The 20,771-nt window shown below is 39.6% G+C and carries 21 protein-coding genes; 20 read left to right on the forward strand and 1 reads right to left on the reverse strand.

Translation table 11 applies throughout. The annotated features are described in order from the left end of the window. Positions 1-48 precede the first annotated feature (48 nt). From ELZ47_RS05790 to ELZ47_RS05855, 14 genes are all read left to right on the forward strand, one after another. Positions 49-585, forward strand: a complete 537-nt coding sequence (locus tag ELZ47_RS05790; protein WP_232011377.1) for a type IV secretion system protein — start codon at positions 49-51, stop codon at positions 583-585. A 51-nt stretch (positions 586-636) separates the two neighbouring features. Beyond that, complete coding sequence (locus ELZ47_RS05795; protein ID WP_126435547.1) at positions 637-1,047, forward strand: lactose transporter; 411 nt, start codon at positions 637-639, stop codon at positions 1,045-1,047. Positions 1,048-1,118: 71 nt separating this feature from the next. After that, complete coding sequence (locus ELZ47_RS11975; protein ID WP_232011378.1) at positions 1,119-1,478, forward strand: PrgI family protein; 360 nt, start codon at positions 1,119-1,121, stop codon at positions 1,476-1,478. Further along, on the forward strand, positions 1,432-3,798 hold the full coding sequence (locus ELZ47_RS05805) for a VirB4-like conjugal transfer ATPase, CD1110 family (RefSeq protein ID WP_126435548.1): 2,367 nt from the start codon (positions 1,432-1,434) through the stop codon (positions 3,796-3,798). The genes ELZ47_RS11975 and ELZ47_RS05805 overlap by 47 nt, the downstream gene beginning before the upstream one ends. 14 nt (positions 3,799-3,812) lie before the next feature. Further along, the gene (locus ELZ47_RS05810) at positions 3,813-6,473 is read left to right on the forward strand and encodes a phage tail tip lysozyme (RefSeq protein WP_126435549.1); all 2,661 of its coding nucleotides are present in this window, start codon (positions 3,813-3,815) and stop codon (positions 6,471-6,473) included. A 14-nt stretch (positions 6,474-6,487) separates the two neighbouring features. Beyond that, the gene (locus ELZ47_RS05815; protein ID WP_126435550.1) at positions 6,488-7,078 is read left to right on the forward strand and encodes a hypothetical protein; all 591 of its coding nucleotides are present in this window, start codon (positions 6,488-6,490) and stop codon (positions 7,076-7,078) included. After that, positions 7,075-7,716, forward strand: coding sequence for a hypothetical protein (locus tag ELZ47_RS05820; protein WP_126435551.1), 642 nt, complete (start codon positions 7,075-7,077; stop codon positions 7,714-7,716). Before ELZ47_RS05815 ends, ELZ47_RS05820 begins: the two co-directional genes overlap by 4 nt. 21 nt (positions 7,717-7,737) lie before the next feature. Then, positions 7,738-7,995: a hypothetical protein gene (locus tag ELZ47_RS05825; protein ID WP_126435552.1), complete on the forward strand. Its 258-nt coding sequence runs from the start codon at positions 7,738-7,740 to the stop codon at positions 7,993-7,995. A gap of 148 nt (positions 7,996-8,143) precedes the next feature. After that, positions 8,144-8,935 (forward strand): hypothetical protein, encoded by a 792-nt coding sequence (locus ELZ47_RS05830; protein WP_126435553.1) that lies wholly within the window; start codon positions 8,144-8,146, stop codon positions 8,933-8,935. 47 nt (positions 8,936-8,982) lie between these two features. Then, entirely contained in the window at positions 8,983-9,741 is a 759-nt protein-coding gene (locus ELZ47_RS05835; protein WP_126435554.1) for an LPXTG cell wall anchor domain-containing protein, read from the forward strand. 58 nt (positions 9,742-9,799) lie between these two features. After that, positions 9,800-10,339 carry a DUF3801 domain-containing protein gene (locus ELZ47_RS05840; RefSeq protein ID WP_126435555.1) on the forward strand — a complete coding sequence of 180 codons (540 nt, stop codon included), beginning with the start codon at positions 9,800-9,802 and terminating at the stop codon, positions 10,337-10,339. Further along, the gene (locus ELZ47_RS05845; protein ID WP_126435556.1) at positions 10,340-12,181 is read left to right on the forward strand and encodes a VirD4-like conjugal transfer protein, CD1115 family; all 1,842 of its coding nucleotides are present in this window, start codon (positions 10,340-10,342) and stop codon (positions 12,179-12,181) included. It abuts the gene before it with no gap. Positions 12,182-12,247: 66 nt separating this feature from the next. After that, a complete protein-coding gene (locus tag ELZ47_RS05850) occupies positions 12,248-12,589 on the forward strand; it encodes a hypothetical protein (protein WP_126435557.1) in 342 nt (113 codons plus the stop codon). Further along, positions 12,586-12,846 (forward strand): hypothetical protein, encoded by a 261-nt coding sequence (locus ELZ47_RS05855; RefSeq protein WP_126435558.1) that lies wholly within the window; start codon positions 12,586-12,588, stop codon positions 12,844-12,846. The genes ELZ47_RS05850 and ELZ47_RS05855 overlap by 4 nt, the downstream gene beginning before the upstream one ends. Here ELZ47_RS05855 and ELZ47_RS05860 read toward each other — a convergent pair. Then, positions 12,832-13,401, reverse strand: coding sequence for a hypothetical protein (locus ELZ47_RS05860; RefSeq protein ID WP_126435559.1), 570 nt, complete (start codon positions 13,399-13,401; stop codon positions 12,832-12,834). The two genes, ELZ47_RS05855 and ELZ47_RS05860, sit on opposite strands and share 15 nt — an antisense overlap. Positions 13,402-13,468: 67 nt before the next feature. Here ELZ47_RS05860 and ELZ47_RS05865 point away from each other — a divergent pair, with 67 nt between their 5' ends. From ELZ47_RS05865 to ELZ47_RS11920, 6 genes are all read left to right on the forward strand, one after another. Beyond that, on the forward strand, positions 13,469-14,134 hold the full coding sequence (locus tag ELZ47_RS05865) for a toprim domain-containing protein (protein WP_232011379.1): 666 nt from the start codon (positions 13,469-13,471) through the stop codon (positions 14,132-14,134). Further along, positions 14,121-17,324: a PBECR4 domain-containing protein gene (locus ELZ47_RS05870; RefSeq protein ID WP_126435560.1), complete on the forward strand. Its 3,204-nt coding sequence runs from the start codon at positions 14,121-14,123 to the stop codon at positions 17,322-17,324. Before ELZ47_RS05865 ends, ELZ47_RS05870 begins: the two co-directional genes overlap by 14 nt. 66 nt (positions 17,325-17,390) lie before the next feature. Continuing rightward, positions 17,391-17,651 (forward strand): hypothetical protein, encoded by a 261-nt coding sequence (locus ELZ47_RS05875; RefSeq protein ID WP_061592889.1) that lies wholly within the window; start codon positions 17,391-17,393, stop codon positions 17,649-17,651. A 202-nt stretch (positions 17,652-17,853) separates the two neighbouring features. After that, positions 17,854-18,228 carry a plasmid mobilization protein gene (locus tag ELZ47_RS05885; RefSeq protein WP_126435562.1) on the forward strand — a complete coding sequence of 125 codons (375 nt, stop codon included), beginning with the start codon at positions 17,854-17,856 and terminating at the stop codon, positions 18,226-18,228. 7 nt (positions 18,229-18,235) lie between these two features. Further along, positions 18,236-19,882 (forward strand): helical hairpin domain-containing protein, encoded by a 1,647-nt coding sequence (locus ELZ47_RS05890; protein ID WP_126435563.1) that lies wholly within the window; start codon positions 18,236-18,238, stop codon positions 19,880-19,882. Positions 19,883-19,899: 17 nt separating this feature from the next. Continuing rightward, positions 19,900-20,706 (forward strand): hypothetical protein, encoded by an 807-nt coding sequence (locus tag ELZ47_RS11920; protein ID WP_197715333.1) that lies wholly within the window; start codon positions 19,900-19,902, stop codon positions 20,704-20,706. Positions 20,707-20,771: the final 65 nt, after the last annotated feature.

Genomic DNA, 20,771 nt, shown 5'->3' on the forward strand with positions numbered 1-20,771 from the left:
GGTCAAGAGGGAGGGAGTTTAACCATACAGCTTTGGATGGAGGTAGCCTTGGGCTATATTCTAGCCTTTATGTTGGTTTATTTCAGCTCAGAAATTTTTGATGTTATAGTCTACTTTTTCAATAAAGGCATTACCTTAGTCAACAGTGTCCTGCCAAAGACAGGTTTCAAATCTGATATAGATACTTCAGGAGTGAGCGGCTGGATCATGAAACAAATAGTTGGCTTAGTTGGTTCAGCAACCGATTTTGTTGGGAACGTTTGTGCTGGAATTATTGCCTTTCTAAGATTTTTCCAGATGTATATTCTCAAGGCTGTGGCACCAATTTTGACAGCTTTATTCATGTCAGAAAAGACAAGAAATATCACTATTAATTTTCTAAAGCTTTTTGCAGCTTATGCTTTTCAAGGATTGTTGTTGGTCATTGTTATTAAACTTTATCCAGCTTTAGTTTCAGATGATATGTTTAAGGCAGGTAAGGGCGATTGGGTAACTGCTTTTGCTTCTATTGGTAAAAGCGTTGTTTACATCATGTGTCTCTTTGGTAGTCAAAAACAAGCGAAAACACTCTTAAATGCTATGTAAAAATCATAAAAAATATGGTAAAATAATTCTAATATATTAGGAGGTGAGGTCATGGCAGAAATGAAGTATCAAATCAGGCGAGAAGGCAGTCATTTCAAATTATCTTTTCCCGAAGAAGAGCCAGCTACTGTACCATTCCAACCATCAAAGACGAAGAAGTATAAGCCATCCATTTGGTCTAAGATTGGTACTTTTTTTGATATTGCATTCAACATCATTGTCATGGTGTTTGGATTTCTGATTGCGACCCCATTCTTTATCCTAAATGTTCTGTTGAATTGGGTAGTTATGTTTCTTGGATTGTCTCTCTTCTGGATATTTGCTTATTTTGCTTATAGAGTCTTTATCTTGAATGTCGTTGAAGGAGGAAATCCATTTGAGACTGGTTGGTCAGTATTAGCTATTTTACTTATTTCTTTTATCGGAGCTATTATGGCTACCATTAGCAAAATCAGAGAATAAAACTGAATTGAATAGGTTGAACTAACACTTTGCAAGGCAAGGTGTTTTTTAATTGGCTAGAAGGAGGCAGAATGAACAATAAACTAGGGAGTGAATTTATAAAAACGTTTGATGATTATGAACGCCCGATAGCGTTTGGAATGACCAAACGAATTCTAATCTTGGTGTTGGGGATTGTGCTAGTTTCGGCTATTACAATCACCATTTCACTGATGGGACTCTCGGATATTTTAATGTACCTAACGGCTTTTATCGTTGCCCCGCCTTTTGTAATTTATGGGCTAGGCTTTGATGAACTCGTTAAGGATAGAGTGATGTTTAATTTAAAAGTCCAAAAAAGGGGCTATTTAACAGAATTTGAGGAAGGAGAGGAGTTTACAAAAGATGATTTTAAACTTTGGAGGAAAGTCAAAGAATTTGACGAAAGCTGAAAAGGAACGTCGCAATCGTCTAAGACGGACACTGAAGGCATCTACACAGAATACTATCAAGTACAATAGCCTGTATGAAAACGGACTATTGCACGTCGCTAAAGATAAATGGTCTAGAACCTATCGCCTGGGTGACGTAGCCTATTTATCGGCTAATCAGGAAGAGAAAATCGATGTGATAGATACTCATGCCGAAGCGCTCAATTCTTTGGACTCAGGATCAACCTTTCAGCTTCTGGTTATCAATAGAAAAATTGAAGATAACACAGTTGAACGGATCAAGTATGAAGAGGTTGGGGATGGTTTCGACAACTTCCGAAAAGAATACAACGATATGATTGAGAGCCGTTTTTCTAGTGACTCAAAGAATTTTCAGGTTGAGAAATATGTCACGATTGGAACAGAAGCCTATAATCGGGAGCAGGCGGATGCCAATTTGAAAGAAATTGGCAGTTCGCTTGAAAATCAGTATGCTCAGATGGATATTGGTTTTCAAGAACTAGACGGAAAAGAGCGCTTGGATGTCTTTGCGGAGTTGCTGCTGGGTAAACACAGACTCCCTTACTCTTACCGGGATATTGCCCTATCTGAATTGCATAGTAAGGACTTTATTGCTCCTAACCGACTGCATTTCTTAGAAAATCGTCTACGGATCAATGATGGAGTAGCTAAGGTTATGTATGCCCGAAACTTTCCAACCTTTCTAACTGATCGGATGATTAAAAATCTGACGGATATTGGAGAGGAGTTGGCAATTACGGTTCAGGCTGTACCTTATGAACCAGCAGAGTTCTTGAAGAAGATTAACAATGCTGACACCACTATCAAGACTGAAATGATTAAGGCTCAACGTTCTGGTGCGCAAGAAGGAGTAGACCAGGAGCTGGCAGTCAGTGGTCGAGCAAAGGAAATTTCTGAGTCTACCAAACGCTGGAAAGAAGAAATTGACGACAACGATCAAAAAGCTTTTTCAGGGCTGATTGCTCTTTATTTCAAGGCTAAAGATGAAGACGAATTAGCCAATATAACTGATAAGGTTTTGACTGCTGCTCGTAAGGTTGGGGTTGACTTTCAAGAGTGTTTCTACTACCAGGAAGAGGGGCTGAATACCATTCTTCCTATCGGCCATACATTCTTAAATGTGAAACGTCGTTTTATCCGTGATATGACGACAGCTAACCTGGCAACCCAAGTACCTTTTACTAACGTTGATTTGAAATCAGATAGTGACCGTGCCTTGTATTACGGCCAAAATCAGCTTTCAAACAATGTTATCACGGTTGATCGGAAAGCAGACTTGAATACTGGTTCAGGAGTTGTACTTGGTTCTTCTGGTTCCGGAAAATCTGTAACGGTCAAGAGTATGGAGATTATCCCAACTTATCTCAAGAACCCAGAAGACAGAATTATCATTGTTGACCCGGAAGATGAATACTCTGATATTGGTCGAGAATTTGGGGCGCAGCTGGTGGATATTTTCATCGGCTCCAAGTCTCACCTTAATTTACTTGATTTACCGGATGTAAGCCAGCTCAAGGATGAAGATAATGATCCAATCGGAGATAAATCAAATCTGCTTATGGGGCTATTTGAGTCTATTCTGGATGAGGTTGGGGATGTTGAGTACACAATCATTGATCGTGTTACCAGGGAGACTTACCGTCGATTTGAAAAGAGCGATCGGACTCCAACCCTGAAGGATTGGCATGATGTCTTGGAAGAGCAAGAAGAACCAGAGGCTCAGGAACTGGCTCTTAAATCTGAAATCTATGCAAAAGGGTCACAAAATATCTTTGCTCATGAAACCAATGTCGATATTACAGACCGCTTTGTTATCTTTAATCTGAAGCGGTTGACTGGTAAGTTGAAGCCTTTTGCGATGATGGTTATTCAGGACTATATCTGGAACCAGGTTGTCGCCTCTCAAGGACAACTGACAACCCGTATTTACTTTGACGAAGTACAGCTGTACTTCAAGGAAGAAGCTCAAGCTATCTTCTTTACTGAATTGTATTCTCGGGTGCGGAAATATGGGGCAATCGCAACAGCCATTACCCAAAATATTGAAACCCTGATGAACAAAGAAGAAGGACGGAAGTTAGTTTCCAACAGTGAATTTATGATTTTACTAAAGCATAAGAAATCAGATTTGCTGGCTTTATCAAGAGCTATAACCCTTACCCCAACCTTAATTCGATATATTGAAAAGCCAAAAGCCAAGGGAACAGGCTTAATAGTGGCTGGTCAAGTGGTCGTGCCTTTTGAAAACCCAATACCAAAAAACACTCGATTATTTGAATTGATTGCAACAGATGCTTAATAGGAGGTGAAACGTTGTCAAGAAAATCAAGACGAGAAGTGAGAGAAGCCAAAGCGGAGTACAGAGAAATCAATTCTCAGATTAAGACAACGAAAGCCTCTTATCAGGCAGGCAATAAAAGAGAAAGAGAGCTTCTCAATCCGCAAACCGCTGCAGAAAAGCATTACGTCACTAGAAAGGCGGAAGCTAGAAATGCGGTGGCAAAAGGCGAACTCAAAGTCTTAAAAGAAAAGAAACAAGTTGCTAAAGATAAGAAGAAGCGAGCAATAGAAAGAAATGGCGGCAGCAATTTTCAAAAAACTGGTCATATGTTGCATCAGCAGGCTTCTTATTTGGTGGATGAAGCGTTCTCGGGCGATGATGTCCTGGAAGATGTCGCTTCAGCAAGGAGGACAATTCGTCGTACACATGCAGAAATAAGACGAGCTAAGAAAGTTGGTCGCTATACTGCAAAGATTGCGAAAGGAACAACTAGAGCTATTTATGGAGCCAGCAATCGCACTTATAACTTAGTTCGTGGTCGTGGCTTTACTCGTACCCCAGTTTCTAAACGGTGGGAAACCAAATTTAGAAATAGATACCAGCGTCTACGTTCACGATTGAGAGTAAAGAGGGCGAAGAAAACTGCTAGTGTTGCAGGTAAGGTCACGGCTAAAGTTGGAAAGCTGCTTTTAACAGCTATCAAAAATCCTTTATCCGCTAAAGCCTATCTGATTGTATTTGTAGCCGTGCTGGTTATTGTGCTTCTAGGTGCATTATTTGGAGGCGGAAGCTCTACGGTGTCACAGAATGAGTTTGACCTGACGGATGCCTGGACGCACCTCAGTAAACTCGATAGGGAAAAGTCAACTGATGAAGTTGATTACTGGAGCGATATAGACTCGGTCATGATGTTTATGGGCTATAAATACAGTGATTATAAACTGGATAAGCCCTATAACAAAAAGAAAGGGATACTAGAGTTCGATAAACCTTATCGAGACTTGTTGACGGATATTTGGAATGAAATGAATGGAGATAAAGATAATCTCCAAACAATGGAAGAGGTAATCAAATCCAGCAAGCATGACTATATCAAACTTTCTAAAAAGGATCAGGAAGAATTTGGGGAAGTAGTTGAGCAAGCTAAACAAGTTGGCTTTTACATTAACTATAATGACTTAGAGCATCCGTTCTCGAAGGAAACATCTGACGAAACTGTCGAAGGAGTCACTATCACAAAGCGCTTTGGTTACGAAAGTAAGGATAAACTTTATGAGGGTTCTGTCTTACAGGCTTCTAAAGGTTCTCCAATATACGCAACCATGCCAGGTACAGTTGAAATCAAAGACGGAGACTTTATCATCAAGGATAAAAAGCGGGAATTCACCTACAAAAAAGTAGATGAAGCCCGCTTTAAATCCGGTGATAAAGTTCTGCCAGGGGATGAAATCGGAGCGGTTGGTTCGGAAGATGGCCAAGAGGTTTTTTATAAAAAACTCAAGGATCGGAAGAAAAAAGAATGGGTCTATGTCAATCCAGGCTTTTATCTTCCAAATGCTAGCTATACACAGACAACGTCGGTATTAAAAGATATAGATTTTGACGGGGACACCTCAAAAAGGATTGATCAAACCTATCAATATCTGAAAAAATACGAACCAAAAACAACCAAAAAAGGAGCGTCAGCCTTTATGGGAAATTTTATGGTGGAAAGTGGCATTAAGGCCAAAAGAGCTGAAGGTGACTATCTCAATCCTCCTATCGGTGCTTCCTCCAATTCCTGGGATGACCCTGCTTGGCTTTCTATCAATGGCCCTGCTATTTATAATGGACGTTATCCGAATATTCTTCGTAGAGGTCTAGGGTTAGGACAGTGGACAGATACTGGTGATGGTTCTTTACGTCATACCATGTTACTTGAATATGCCAAGAAAAAAAATAAAAAGTGGTATGACCTAGAATTACAGATTGATTTTATCTTCAACGGGGATTCACCATATTACATTGAAATTGCTAAGCGGATTGCGACTAGCAATGACAATGTAGAGTCTCTTGCGACTCAATTTTTAATCAACTGGGAGGGGAATCCTGGTGATAAGTTGCTGCAGAGACAGGACAGCGCCAAGCAAATTCTTTCTTATTTGGAAAATGGCGGTGGTAGCGGAGGAGCTTCCTTTATCAAGCCAAATGGCAAATATGCTCCAATTTTTAATACTGATTATTGGGTGATGCAACCGTATGGGTTCACACCTTGGTCTTCCGGGGCAGGAGGCGGTCTGTACGGCCCGTCTGGTGGGAAACATACGGGTGTAGATTTAGCACCGCTGAGCGTCCAATATGGGACGTCTGTATTGCCGGCAGATGTGCCGGTCTACTCTATCACAGATGGAACTGTTTATAACACAGGATATTCTGCTATTGGTGGTTATCAGATTACGATTATTCCAGAGGGAACCAATCAGTATCTGTATTACGGTCACTTAAAAGAGCAGCCGAAGCTAGCTTCTGGAACAAAAGTCAAGGCTGGTCAACAAATTGCTCTATTGGGAAATTCAGGTGCTACAACGATCTATCACGTTCATCTAGAAATTAGCCCGACTCCAGCGATTGGTACAGCGGCTAGTCCGGATCCATCTTTCCTCATTACAGGTGGGCCCGCACTAGTACAAAGCCAACAAATCAAAATTAAATAATAAAAGGAGTACACATGATTGACGAAAGAAAGGTGAAAATCTTTAAACTCATTGGATTGGGAGGGGGTATTGTTTTGCTCCTTCTCCTGATGTTCTTCTGGCAAGGGGGCAACAAAAACAGTTCTAATGAGAACAACAACCAGATTGCCAGTCGTCAGGTCTCAGCTTTTTTAAAGGCCTATTTTAATAAAGACAAGGTAGGCTCAAACCGAGAAGACTATCAGCCTTACTTGACGAAGCAAGCCTATCAGGAAGAGGTGGCCAATGAGGAGGAGCCGGGCTTTAAAGTCCGAACCTCCCTCATGCAAAATTTCCGTTATAAGTCTTCAAAAATCTATGTAGGTACGGAGGAACCGGTTGTCTTTGCGACAGTAACCTATGAATATGACAGTGTGAGCCAGAAGAAACGGGAGGAAGACCAGCAAAAGACAATCCGAACAACCAATAGCTACAGCCTGAAACTAACTTATAAGGAAGTAGACGGAAAACAGCTGATCGATAAGATTGAGATTGTCAATCTCAATCCGGTTGGGGAAGCCGGCCAGCAAACAGACGAATATGCGCCAGGAGTTATTAACCTAGAAGATATGAATAAGGAGGAGTGAAATCATTGCTAGACCTTAAAAAAATTAAGATTTTGAAACTCGTTGGGTGGATTTTACTAGTTATTTTGGCAGCCTTGATTGGTTTCTCAGCCGGCCAAGGTTCCACTAAGACCAAGACACAAGAAAAGCCGAAGCAAAAAACAACCATTGCCAGCAGTTCTTTTAATGTGAAACAGAAAGATGTAGAAGAATTTCTACTCAACTATTACACAAAAAAGGATTTGGGTGAAAACCGCAAGCGCTACAAGGAATACATGACAGAAGGCATGTATTCCCAAGAAGTCGCTAAAGAAGATGAACCTCAAAATCAGACTTATAAAGGCTTTGTTGTAGATTTTGAATATCAAGGTTCAGAAATCTATATCGATGAAAAAAACCATCAGGTGCTTGCTCAAGTACGTTACACTAACACGTTACTGGACGAGAAGAAGAACTATGACTCAGCTGTTAAAGACGTTCAAAATCAAACAGTCTTAAAGCTGAGCTACTCCGAAGATAACGGGAAATTCAAAATCAGTAAAATTGAAACAATGGCTCTAATGGATTTGCCTTCTTCTACCGGAACAACCTCTCAGTCAGAAGCAGGGCATCCAGAAGAAGAAGCGACAACGACTGCATCAAGCAGCTCAAGCAACTAGAAACCGAAAAGGAGAGAAAGAATGGTCACTAGAAAATCACAACAACTGAAAGCAAAATTGGAGAAGCTAGAAAAGGATTTAGCAAAAATCAAGAGTCAAAAGGCTCAACTTGCTGAAAAAGAGAAAGATTTGCTGAAGCAGCAAAAGGCTGCAGATGCTGAGTATATTCTCGCTTTGATGGCCGAGTCCAATAGAACAAGAGAAGAGTTTGAACAATTTGCACAAGTCAAGGCTGCTAATGCTGAGAATGGCGGTGATGCTCATGTTCCGACTCACTAATATTCAGACTAGACAACAAGAAACATACACCAATCGGGATGAACTCCTGGCCAATGTCAATGAAAAGTCTGTCTGGGCAGAAGACAGAAGAGAGTCCTTCATGTTATTTCTGGAGCAGGTCGTTGAAGATGGCTCTATCCTAGACACGATGAATTTGATGCTTCCTTTGCATGCGATAGTAGAAGAAGCTCTAGCCGGCTTTGGACTGAAGCGAGAGAAAAAAGGCTTTTCTTTGCTTCAACGGAACAAGTCGCAGACGGCATCGTTCCAGGAAGAACCCAAGAAAGAGTTGAAACAAGAGCCTACAAAGCCAATCTCAGCACCTCCATCTAGCAATAACCCTTTTCAGGTTCCTCAGGAACCGGCTAAAACAATTCAGCCGACTATTCCTGTTGAACCCCAGAAAGTTGAGCAGCAACCAAAAGTGAATAATAAAAAAATTGCCCCTCAATCAAAAGAAAAACAAAAATCTATTGGCTTAATTTGGAAAATTGTTGCTATTGGAGCGCTGGGCTTATCTATTGGCGCTCTTGCTATATCACCGGCTCAAATAGCAATCAGTAATCAAAAGCTGACAAAGCAGATAAATCAACTGGAGAAACGGCTAGCCGATGAAGAAGCCCAGGGGCAGGTGGAAGCAGTAGGACGCTTCTTCATTGCGAACTACTACTCAGGAAATCAAGAAAACATAACAAATTTTCTGAGTAAGAAGATGAAATCGGAAGGAGTAGAAGTCAAGTCAGAACAGCTACAGTCAACCATCTATGAAAAGCAGAAAGTCACAAAAGATATTATTTCAGTAACTTTTGTGGTGACTACTAAGGGAGCAGATGACAGCATAAAAACAAGTCGCTTAACTCTCCCTTTCAAGATCGATAAAAAATCCGTTTATGGCTATGTCCTAGACGGCCAGCCAAAAACATCAAAATTTGGCAGATAATGGAATATCACTATAAATATAATTATAAACATAATGAGGTATAAAAAATGAAAAAATGGACTAAACTTATCACACTATCATCTGTTGCAGTATTGACTTCAGCAAGCTCTCTGACCGCTTTTGCGAATGACAGCTCTGGAACTGTTCCAGCTTCTACTGACGTGCCAGCGGTTGTAACAGTTCCTTCAACCGGAGAGACTACACCAACAACTCCGCCAGTTTCTGACACAACAGCGCCATCTGTTCCAAGTCAACCCACTCAACCAACAACCAGCAATCCAACTGATAGCACGACAACTCAACCTGCTTCAACAGACACTGCCGCTGGTTCTGGTGTCACTGTTCCAACAGTTGACGGGGGATCTGCGGTCTTGAACCCAAATATTAGCGTTCCAACTAACAATCCCAACGTTTCAGCTCAAACAGCTGTAGACGCTGGAGCAAGTCAGGTTGGAACCACTTCTCAAGTAACTGGTCAGGTTGTGGCGAATGTCAATTCTGCATCACCAATCCAAACCAACACGGGCTATCAGGTAATCTCTACAAAGGATAGTCAAGTTGTGGTTGCTTATGCAGACGGAACAACTGATACAGTATCAGCTGAAGTCGTTGGGGCTACAGTCAATGCGGATAAGACAATCAGTCTTACTAATCAATCAGGAGAAAAAGCAACTTTACCAAGTACCTCTCTGCAGCTACCACACACTGGCGAAAAAGAAGAAGCGATGATGTCCTGGGCTGGAGCTGGTTTGCTAGCTGTAGTTGGTGCTTATTTTCTCAAGAAGAAATCTGCTGAAATCAAATAACCAAATAGAGCGGTCAGTTAGGAAATAATGACCGCTTTTTTTAGAAAGGAGCGTAGGAATGGATCAGGAAAGAGTTGCAACAAAGGTAGTAGATGTTTATAAACTGACTGGTGAGTTGTTTTTAAAGACTATGTACCAAATGCTTGAGGGAAGCTACCAAAAAGTAAAAGAGCGAGCTGAGAGCAAGGTATTTACTGATAAGGCTAACTGGAATAAATTCATGGCTACCAATGAGACAAAGCACTTTCAAACATTCATGGTTAGTGAGGTTAATTCTGATCGGCTAGAGGAGTATTTGAAAGGCTATGAGGTTGGTTTTGCTGTCAAGGACAACAAAGACGGCACCTGTACCATTGCTATCGATGCAAAAAATGTGAAAGCTCTGGAGGCTAGTTTCAAAGGGGTTATAAATGACTTAACCGATCCTGGAAAAGCTGAAAAGGTCACAAATAACCTGGTTAAGAACTCAAAAAATATGAACCTTCAGGAAAAATTGGCTTACCATAAGCAGCAAGTAAAAGTTGAAATTCAAGCTAAGTCTGTTGAAAAAGCAGTTATACCTAAGAAGACTCTAGCTAAAGATGATAGGGGGTTATAAATGATTACAGAGCAAAAGAAGCGGAAATTTTTACCTTATCTGATAGCTGGACTAATCTTTTCTTATTTGGCTCATTGGCTGGTCAAGCTATATGATCTTGCACCAGCAACAGAAGGAGCTATTATCTTTGATAATGCTCGCTTAGACTGGATGATGGAAAACTGGAGTAGTAAATCTTTAATCGATTTTAGCTTCACTGCCGTTAGTTTGTACGGAGCAGGAATTGCTTTATTTATCGTTCTAATGTTCTATCTACGGATAGGAGATAGAGGACGCTATCGATACGGTGAAGAATATGGTTCAGCTCGTTATGCAACGGTCAAGGAGCTGGCCAGCTTTCGGGATAAAGAACCGGAAAATGATATGATTTTCACTCAAAATGCCAGAATGGGGCTATTTAACAAACGGCTGCCTTTCAATCGTCAGCTTAACAAGAATACACTGACCGTCGGCTTGCCTGGGGATGGTAAGACCTATACTTTTGTAAAACCTAATTTGATGCAGATGAACAGCTCTTTTGTGGTTACTGATCCCAAAGGGCTTTTAGTTCGAGAGTGCGGAAAAATGCTCGAAGAAAACGGCTATACAATCAAAATTTTTGATCTGGTAAACTTTACTAATTCCAATCAATTTAACGTGTTCCACTATATGCACGATGAAATGGATATTGACCGAGTTGCAACGGCTCTAAAAGAAGGTACAAAGGTTTCAAACAACCTGGGAGAAGATTTTTGGAATAAAGCAGAAATGCTCCTTACCAGGGCACTGATTGGCTATCTCTATTTTGACGGCAAGGTGCTTGGGAAATACGAACCAAATATCGCCCAGATGACGGATCTTCTGAGAAATATCCAACGAGAGCATGAGGACGTTCCTAGTCCGGTTGAGCGGATGTTTGAAGAGCTAGAAGAAGAACAACCTGGAAACTATGCTTGTAGACAATGGCAGCTTTTTATAGACAATGCAAAAGGACGAACAGCTACATCTGTTCGTATCATGGCGACTACTGTTTTTGCAGCCTTTGACCATGATGTCGTTAGAAATTTGATCTCTCGTGATTCAATGGAAATGGAAAAATGGCAAACAGAAAAAACAGCAGTCTTTATCGCCATTCCTGAAACAGATAAGTCTTTCAACTTCATTGCAACGGTCATGTTTACCATGATGTTTAGAGAGTTGCCGAAAACGGCAGACAAAATTCTCCAGGGGCTACATCCGACTTGCCAGCCAGAGGACTTGCTTCATATTCGCTTAATTTTAGATGAATTTGTCAATTTTGGTCGCTTTCCATTTTTTACGGAAGTTCAGTCTTCTGTACGTTCTCGTGAAATATCGATAGATATTATTATTCAAGCGATTAGCCAGCTAAAAACGGTGTATAAAGACCAGTGGGAAACAATTTTCAATAATTCTGCTACACTGCTTTATCTGGGAACGAATGACGAGTTTACGATGAAATACTTCTCAATGAGGAGTGGGAAACAAACAATCAATGTAAAAAGTCAGTCGATCACTCGAGGGGCGCAAGGCTCCAGCAGTCAATCCATTCAAACCATCCAACGGGATTTATTAACTCCAGACGAGGTGGCCAGAATAGGAGTAGACGAAGCTTTAGTCTTTATCTCTAAGCAGCATGTATTCAAGGATAAAAAGACCAACATGCAGCAGCATCCACGGGCTAAAGAACTAGCTAATAGCCCTAGTGATAAAAATTGGTATCGCTATATCCGTTCCATGTCTGATATGGATGATTGGGATGCCAATGTCAACCACGATAGGGTGATAGAAACAACTGGCGCAAAGGTGCTAGAAGTAAAATTGCCATTTGAGGAAGTGGCTTAACCAAAAGAAAACCTGTTAGGATTACCTACCAGGGTTCTTTTGTATTTTGAGGAAATGGAGGAGAACATGATACAAGCAACTAATATGAGAGGAATAGGTTATTTTGATACCCTTTTTTCAGCCGTTGAGATGCCAACGATGGCAGAAGCCCTGAAGCGATTTGCCCTTGAACATCAAGTGACTGAAAAGAGCAATCAGGGGGAGGTCTTAAACGACTTTGTTAGCATCTTGATTAAAACATTAGACGTTGAGGATTTTCAAGCAGTCTCTACACAGCTTTTTAGCTACCCTAAACGGTATAGAGGAGTGCTTGAAGTTGAGGAGATTGAACCTTCTAAAGAAAAGTTGACTTACTTAAAAGCTAATATTGAGAGCTTACTTCAGGAAGAAATAGAGGTGATGAAATGACTGAAGAGGAACTTATTAAACTTTCTACCATCCATGAGGTTTTAAGTGCAGGTGATGATATTTTAAAAGCTCAAGTTTTACTAAAAAATGCAACTCAAACCTTGGTCAATTATGCAAGTGAAAAGCCAGCTGTGATGTACCAGGAACATACACGTATAGTTGATACGCTACTTCAGACGATTTCAGAACTTGATGGCTTGGTGGAGACTGAAGACAGTCTCTTTATGGTTGAGAATATTAACTTACTTGATGACTAAGTCGTCAATAATTATGGTATGGCTCTTAAGAGGGTTACTACTGAAAACCAAAGTACAGCCCATACTTTGAACCTTGTAAGCTACGCTTTTCCCATAGAAACGGGAGATTTTTTCAAATTGATCCTTACTCATTTTTGATTGTCTTAAGTGACTGAGGTAGATAGTATCTCTTGACTGTTCTGTTACTTGACGAACCATAGTCTGATATTGTGTTGGGTCAAGCCTTTCTAATTGTTCATCAGTTATTTTTGAAAGCCTGTCAATTAAATCTTCCCAAAACATATCTAATTTATTGTCAACGGCGATAATTGGATAAATTTGGGAGAAGTATTCTGTTTGCCAATAGGCGTTAAATTGATACTTGTCATCTTTAAGATATAAATTCAGTTGACGGCAGACTTGGAGATTTTCAGTTGAGATAACAACAAACAATTGGAAATGATCATCATCAGTATTGGCTATGATGCTGATGTCTCCTGAATGGAACATGTAATTATATCTAAAATGTTTAGTTTGTAATTGTTCAATGTTAAAAAATGCGTGTGTAAAATCCATAGGGCTACTCCTTATAACTTTATTTAATTATAACACAAAAACCAAAGAAAGAGAGGTTGCCGTATCTATGAAATATCTGGTATTGGCAGAAAAGCCTGACCAAGCCAAGAAGTACGCTCAAGCCCTGGGGCAAGCAAAGAATGAAAAAGGGGCTTGGAAAGTCAAGACAGACCTGCTAGATGGTCAAGTGACAATTGTTTCTGCGGTTGGTCACCTGGTAGAGATTAAAAATCCATATCAGAACTATGAAAATTGGGACTTAGCCAATCTTTCTGCCTTTCCTGAAGCCTTCGAGTATGAAGTCAAAGCTGATAAGAAAAAGCAGTTTAATTTGATTAAGCGAGAAGTCAATCAAGCAGACTGTATCATCATTGGGACGGATGCTGACCGTGAAGGTGAGTCAATCGCCTATCTTATTTTAAGGTTGATACCAAATGCGCTTAAAAAGGCCAAGTATCGTCTTTGGGTCAATTCATTGACCGACGCAGGTATCGTCAAAGCGTTCAAAAGTCTAAGACCTGCGGAGGAAACCCGTCAATATGCGGAAGAAGCAGAAGCACGTGCAAAGTCAGATTGGTTGGTAGGCTTTAACTTTAGCCCCTGGACTTCCTTGAAACTTCAGGAAATGGGCTACCTTAGCGAGAAGGACAAGAAATTTTCGGTTCATCGAGCAGACCAAAAAAGCCATAACGGCACAATTAGAGAAAGGAGCAGGATAGATGGCGAGTATTGAAGAACTCAAAGCCCTGTCAATCCTAGAAGTGGCAGAAAGTCTGGGCATGAGTTTACAGCGAACAGGAAGCTATACTTACGCTTGGGAAGAACATGACTCTTTCACTATCAATGTTAGGGAAAACTATTTCAATTGGTTTGCCCGTAGCAATGGTGGGGATGTCATTAAAATGGTCCAAGTGGTCCAGGAGGAATTGACAGGGGAAAAGCTTTCTTTTAAGCAGGCGAAGCACTTCCTGGAAGAAGGTAGTTTTGACGTGGTCGATGTGACCAGCGTTCCTGAAAAAGAACCTTTCAGCTATTACCTTGAGCCTTATGAAACTAAGTTCATAGAAGCCAGGGAATACCTGAAGGAAGTCAGGGGCTTGAGTGATGAAACGATTGACTTTTTCGGTGAAAAAGGAGTCTTAGCTCAAGCTACAAAAAAGACAGGCAATTACTATGAGCCTATCATTGTCTTTAAGAGCTTAAATAGCCAAAATGAGGTCATAGGAGCGTCTTTGCAGGGGATAAGGGAAAATCATGACCTCTACGAAAGAGGCCGCTTAAAACAGATTATGAGAGCTTCTGACGGCCTAACAGGAATGCACATCGACATTGGCCAGCCAAAGCGGCTTGTTTTTGCAGAAGCTCCTATTGATTTAATGAGTTACTATGAGCTGCACAAAGACGAATTATCTGGCGTGCGTCTGGTAGCAATGGATGGCTTGAAAGAGTCAACCATCAGCCGGCACGTCGCTGAACTCTTGTATGAACTAGGAGAAATCAAAGCCCAGGTCAAACCTGAGAACTATTCAACCTTTCTATCTCAAACGGCAGAGGTCACAGATTTTTTCAAAGATGGGAAACACCAGGAGCTAATCACTTTAGCAGTAGATAATGATGCAGCAGGTCATACTTTCATAAATCGCCTAGCTGATAAAGGAATTTCTTTCAGTTCAGATTTGCCATCGATGCCAGCTGGTAGAGATAAAATGGACTGGAACGACGCCTTAAAGGAGAGCAAAGAAAAAGCTCTTGACCGAAGCCAAGAGCCTATTAATAACATTGGGGGCGAACTAATCAATCGCAATTCCGGTTATTTAGAAGGCGAACCTTCAAGGACAGCACCACAGCCTGAAGAGCCAAAGGCTCAACCTGATTTTCCTGCCAATGTTCAATTATATTTTAACATTGAACGGCCTAAAAAGTCAAGTGTGCGCCTTAGAAAAGGCTATCACTATGCGACGAATAAAGATATTCGTTTTCTAAATCGTTATGCGGATGATATTCAAAAATCAGCTTCCTGGTATCTGCAAGAATTAGCAAACAGCAAGGTTACTTATTTCTACCAGGACAAGGAAGATGTTCAGATGCTTCAGGTGAATTTTGAAAAACGTCATTGGATGCACTTGACGGGGATTGCTCCTGTATATTCTGATTGGGTGGATAACCTTTCTGAGCAATTTATAGAAGACGTAGCAGCAGGAAAAGGGAACTTTGCCAACTTGAGCCTGGGGCTAGGGTTTAGAGATAAAGTGAAATTAATGCCATTGTTGCCTGAAATTTTTGAAACAGACTCCTTTGTCTTCGATGATTTGTCTTCCGTTGAGAAGATGGGGCGCTTGGATGTAGCTAATGCCATCCGATCAGATGATCGGGATGTGATGCTGGCTTTCAGGACGGATGATAGCTCTTCTTTTCCAGCAACTTTACTGAATCCTAATCAAACACTTAATGTTGAGTTAGACGCTCTAAATCAAGAAAAAACGATTTTGGGAGTCTTTGTTGAGAAGAACAACGAAATCAAAACTTTATCGGTAAATAAAGAGTTTGTTGTTGATGGCGGCCAGCAAATGCTTGAAACCTTGAAGCAACATCAAGGAATAGAAATTTTAAAGGAGAATTTATCAATGCCAGAAAATCAAGCCCAAAGTTTAAGAGAGCGTGTTGAACAAATCCAACGAGAAGACCAGGAAAGACAACAAGCTCTAGCCCAAAAAGAAGAGTTAGAACGAGACTCAGACGGGGACGGAATTCCAGACGCTGTAGAGCGCAACATGGGAACCAATCCTTATAGTCCAGATACTGACGGAGACGGAAAGTCTGATCAGGAAGAAATTTCTTACGGCTCAAATCCTTTGGCAGCTGATAACTCTAAAAATGAAAATCTTTCTTCTTCCGGGCAGCAAAAAACAGTTGCTGAATTGATTGCTGCAAAAGATAGTAAAGGTCTTGCCCAAGTTCTAAAAGAAGGAGTAAAAGATTATTTCAAGTCTGACACATACAAGCAATATTTATTAGCTATGAGTAAGTTTCACAATTACTCACCACTGAATATTCAAATGATTTTGAGACAAAATCCAAGAGCTTCTCATGTCGCATCTTTCAAAAAATGGAAGGATGAATTTAGCAGAAGTGTTAATAAAGGAGAAAAAGCATTGCGGATTTTTGCTCCTATAACAGTGAAAAAAAGAGATCCAAAAACGAATGAGCCACTGCTTGATAAAGATGGAAAAGAAATTACTTATACCTCTTTTAAGCTCGTTCCAGTCTTTGATGTTTCTCAGACTGATGGGAAAGAATTGCCTAAACCAGTCTATGAACTGAAAGGCTCTTATCAAGATTATGGCAATCTTTATAAGTCCGCTAAAGAGGTATCCGAAGCTAACGGAGTTCCAATTTCTTTTAGCGAAGATACAAAGGGAGCCAAGGGATATTACTCACCTGTCAGCAATGAAATTGTTATCAAAAAAGGTCTGTCTGAGCAGCATACGTTAAAAACTATCTTTCATGAAATGGCACATTCAGATTTACACAATTTGGAAAAAAGAGCGGAGACTCCATTTAATTTAAGCACTGCAGAATTGCAAGCGGAGTCAGTAGCCTTTGTTGTATCTAGTCATTATGGACTTGATACAAGCGAATATAGTTTTGGATATTTGGCTAATTGGACGCAAGACCCAAGAGGACTTAGTGACTTAGAAGGACAAATCAAAATTGTTCAAAAAGAAGCTGACAGTTTGATTGCTAGAATTGACCAAGCTCTTGAAAAGTATCAAAGTAAAGAATTGACAAAGGACGCTTTTCAACAAAAGCTAGACCGATTGAAAGAGCAATCCAAAGAACAAACTTTAGAGTCAAAAGAGAAAGAGACGGCGAAAGATGAAATAAAAAAAGCCGAGAAGAGCAACAATCAGCTGAACCTGTAAAGGATATTGTTGCTCAATTATCTGACGGCTTTATGCAACGAAGAAAGACAACGGAGGAAACATGAAATGACAGAAAATGTTGAAACAACTCTACTGCTAAATCTATTCTATTTTGAGAATGGACGTTACAGCAGAAATGAAGATTTTATTGCAGCAAAACGCAGAAAGGCTATTGCTTTACTGGATGAAGATGCAGAAGATTTGAAAGAGATTGATCCAGAATTGGCTCTAGAATATACAGAGACGATTGACTATCTGGACTCTATTTCAGATGAAGCCTATCAGGCTGTTAAGGTCGATTTGCTTTCAAGAATTGAAAGCAAATAACGTCCAAAGGACGGAAAAGGGGCTTGGGGATTTCCCCAAAACTTTGAAAGGTTTTCCTGCTCCTAAATTGGCAAAATGCCAGTTTTTGGAGTTTGGAAAATCTTTTAAAATGCGTAAGGTGATATCACCTTGCTATGCTTGCCAGTTTGAAAAGTATAGAGGGAGCCAATGCAGATGTCAATAGGAAATTCGAGGAAAAAATATGAGCGATCCAAAAAAATTATATAGACAAATACAAAAAATTATGCGAGTAACACCTGAAGAAAATGAGCTTATCAATCGAAGAATGGCTCAACATAATTTTTCAAATTTCAACACCTACGCTCGCTATATGCTACTGACTGGTGAGGTAGTGACGGTAGATTATTCAGAACTAATTAAACTGAGAACAGAGATAAATCGGATTGGTACGAACATCAACCAGCTAGCAAGATATGTCAACACGAACGAGGAAATCAGCTTAGAAAATTATCAAAACTTACAGCACTCACTCGCAAAAGTAAAGCGCTTGATGGAAGAAAATTTCAATCACGAAATTTCTCAGATTGAAAAGCTGCTAAAGGAAAGACGGGGGTAAAAATGTCTTGGTCGTAACAAAAGTAAAACAAATAAAATCGGTCAATAAATTAGCTGAAGGTCTGAAATATATCAAAGATGGAGCGAAAACGATTGGAACAGAATTACTAGATCCTGACTTGAATTTTCCTATCAAAATTGTTAATGGTCAGCCTGTCTCTCAGCTGGTTTCTGGAAATTTGCTGGTCGATGTGGACTCGGCCTTTTCTGAAATGATGCAGTTAAAACAGCTGGCCAATATTGAAAAAGGTCGGCCGATTAACAATGAAGAATTTTCAAAAAATGATGTTTTAGCTCACCATGTTATCCAGTCCTTTTCTCCAGAAGATAATCTAACACCAGAGCAAGTTCATGAGATTGGACGAAAGACTGCGCTTGAACTGACAGGTGGAAGTCATCAGTTTGTCATTGCTACTCATTTAGATAAAGGCCATCTGCACAATCACATTTATATCAATTCGACTAATTCGATTACACTTAATAAATTTCGTTGGCAGAAAAAAACCAAGAGTGCCTTAGAGAAAATTTCTGATAAACATGCGGACGTTGCTGGTGCTAGTATTATAGCTGTAAAAAATCCTTTTGGTCATAAAGAATACGCAGCTTATCGCAGAGAAAATTCATTCAAGTTAGAAATTAAATCTAGGCTTGAGTTCTTGCTCAAACACTCAACCAGCTTAGACGATTTTCAGGATAAAGCAAAAGCCTTAAATCTAGCGGTTGACTTTTCTGGGAAGTATGCAAAATACAAATTGCTAGATCAAGAGCAGAAGAGAAATACTAGAGACAGTACCTTATCCAAAAAAGGACGGTACTCTCAAGAACAAATTAGGGAGCGCCTGGCAAAGAATGAAATTGTTCATCCTTTAGAGAAAATCAAAACTGAATATGACAAGCTGCAAGCGGAAAAAGCTGAGGACTTTGAAAAGAGGGTCAAGATTGAACCGTGGCAAGTCGAGTACGAGACAGACTCAGGTATCTATCTACAAATTCAATACGGGATAGCAAACCAGGGAACTGTAAAAATTCCTAACCGGCTGATTGATAAACAAGAAGATGGCAGCTTTGATATTTTTATCAAAAAATCTGACTTTTTCTATTTCATCAATCCTGATAATTCTACTAGCAATAAGTTTATGAAAGGTTCAACTTTAATCAATCAACTAGCTTATGAGAGCGGCGAATATGTGCTGACTAAAAATCCTAATATTTCAAAATTGGAACAGTTAGTCAAGGAATATAATTATCTTGTCAGTCACAATGTCTCTGACTCAGACCAGTTTCATGATTTAAGAGATCGTTTCATTGAACAGATTGAAGAAACGCAACAATCTCTCAAACGGTTAGATGACAAAATCGAGCGACTCAATAAGATAGCCTCTGCCCTGGAAGATATTCATTTGGAAAACCCTATCGATGCAAAAGCTGCTTATCAGGTTTTAGAGCAGTACTCAATATCTTCTGAAGTAGATCCAAAAGATATTGAAAAACAAGTGATTGAGGTTTCTGTTGAGCGGAAAGGGCTGAAAGATAAGTTTGATAGTATCGTCAAAGACTTTACTCAGTATGAAAAATTAGAACGTAACGCTGAAGCAAGAAGAACAAATCAGAGTCTATATGGTAAAATTGAACCAAAAGAAGATTTAACAAAATAGAAAAGGGTTTTATTGCCATGAAAAAGAAAGATTTGCCAAAAATTATTATTATTGCTATTGTTATTTTGTTTGTAATACCATTACTTATAAATCTATCCTTTAAAATTGCCTCTATACGTTTGTTAGCTGCCGAGTGGACAGCAGGAGATTTGCTGTCTTTCTATGGTGCTGTTCTTGGAGCAGTCATAACATTAATAGGTCTATTTTTCACATTAGATTATCAATCAAAACAAGGCAGAAAAGATGATGAAATCAAGTATAAGCCTATTTTAAGATTCAACTCAATGAATAATGAATTTGAGGAATTAATGGGAAGACAAGAAGTAATCGTATCTTTTCCGTTTGGATCGTCCGAACAAAAGATCAAGAAGAAATCATCAGAATTAGATAAGAGAATTTATGAAATATTTACTAAAGACCTCACTCATTTTCATATGGTATTAAAAAATAAAGGAAGAGGAGAAGCGACTAAGGTATCTTTAGATAAAGCAGTTCTAAAAAATGCAAAGTTGGATAAAGAAAGTCACTTATATATTAAACAATCTTTTCCGGTTTCTTTAGGTGAAATTATTGTAGATGAAACAGTTGATATTGATATTGTTTTACCTAACTTTATGTTTTTAAAAGATGGTATTTCAGAGGATTTTATTTTCATCGAATTAGAGATATCTTATGATGATATATTTCAAAGAAATAGAACGACTATCAAAACATTATTCCGTTTTAAAGTTACTCCTAAAGTAGGATATGAAGCTCCATACTACAAAGAAGGTTTCAAATTGAATAAAGTAAAAGTTGAATTCATGGAATTTCGACAAATCTAATGGCCAATAAGGTATGCCCTATTGGCCTTGCACGTGCAACTTGATTTTACTGGCCTGAAGAAACG

Origin of the sequence: Streptococcus sanguinis (assembly GCF_900635155.1) — a bacterium.
In the GTDB taxonomy this organism is placed as follows: domain Bacteria; phylum Bacillota; class Bacilli; order Lactobacillales; family Streptococcaceae; genus Streptococcus; species Streptococcus sanguinis_G.

Excerpts from the sequence above, each read along its gene's own strand:
- ELZ47_RS05795 (WP_126435547.1), top strand. The coding sequence starts at position 637 with ATGGCAGAAATGAAGTATCAAATCAGGCGAGAAGGCAGTCATTTCAAA.
- ELZ47_RS11975 (WP_232011378.1), top strand. The coding sequence starts at position 1,119 with ATGAACAATAAACTAGGGAGTGAATTTATAAAAACGTTTGATGATTAT.
- ELZ47_RS05805 (WP_126435548.1), top strand. The coding sequence starts at position 1,432 with ATGATTTTAAACTTTGGAGGAAAGTCAAAGAATTTGACGAAAGCTGAA.
- ELZ47_RS05815 (WP_126435550.1), top strand. The coding sequence starts at position 6,488 with ATGATTGACGAAAGAAAGGTGAAAATCTTTAAACTCATTGGATTGGGA.
- ELZ47_RS05825 (WP_126435552.1), top strand. The coding sequence starts at position 7,738 with ATGGTCACTAGAAAATCACAACAACTGAAAGCAAAATTGGAGAAGCTA.
- ELZ47_RS05830 (WP_126435553.1), top strand. The coding sequence starts at position 8,144 with ATGAATTTGATGCTTCCTTTGCATGCGATAGTAGAAGAAGCTCTAGCC.
- ELZ47_RS05835 (WP_126435554.1), top strand. The coding sequence starts at position 8,983 with ATGAAAAAATGGACTAAACTTATCACACTATCATCTGTTGCAGTATTG.
- ELZ47_RS05840 (WP_126435555.1), top strand. The coding sequence starts at position 9,800 with ATGGATCAGGAAAGAGTTGCAACAAAGGTAGTAGATGTTTATAAACTG.
- ELZ47_RS05845 (WP_126435556.1), top strand. The coding sequence starts at position 10,340 with ATGATTACAGAGCAAAAGAAGCGGAAATTTTTACCTTATCTGATAGCT.
- ELZ47_RS05850 (WP_126435557.1), top strand. The coding sequence starts at position 12,248 with ATGATACAAGCAACTAATATGAGAGGAATAGGTTATTTTGATACCCTT.
- ELZ47_RS05855 (WP_126435558.1), top strand. The coding sequence starts at position 12,586 with ATGACTGAAGAGGAACTTATTAAACTTTCTACCATCCATGAGGTTTTA.
- ELZ47_RS05860 (WP_126435559.1), bottom strand. The coding sequence starts at position 13,401 with ATGGATTTTACACACGCATTTTTTAACATTGAACAATTACAAACTAAA.
- ELZ47_RS05865 (WP_232011379.1), top strand. The coding sequence starts at position 13,469 with ATGAAATATCTGGTATTGGCAGAAAAGCCTGACCAAGCCAAGAAGTAC.
- ELZ47_RS05870 (WP_126435560.1), top strand. The coding sequence starts at position 14,121 with ATGGCGAGTATTGAAGAACTCAAAGCCCTGTCAATCCTAGAAGTGGCA.
- ELZ47_RS05875 (WP_061592889.1), top strand. The coding sequence starts at position 17,391 with ATGACAGAAAATGTTGAAACAACTCTACTGCTAAATCTATTCTATTTT.
- ELZ47_RS05885 (WP_126435562.1), top strand. The coding sequence starts at position 17,854 with ATGAGCGATCCAAAAAAATTATATAGACAAATACAAAAAATTATGCGA.
- ELZ47_RS11920 (WP_197715333.1), top strand. The coding sequence starts at position 19,900 with ATGAAAAAGAAAGATTTGCCAAAAATTATTATTATTGCTATTGTTATT.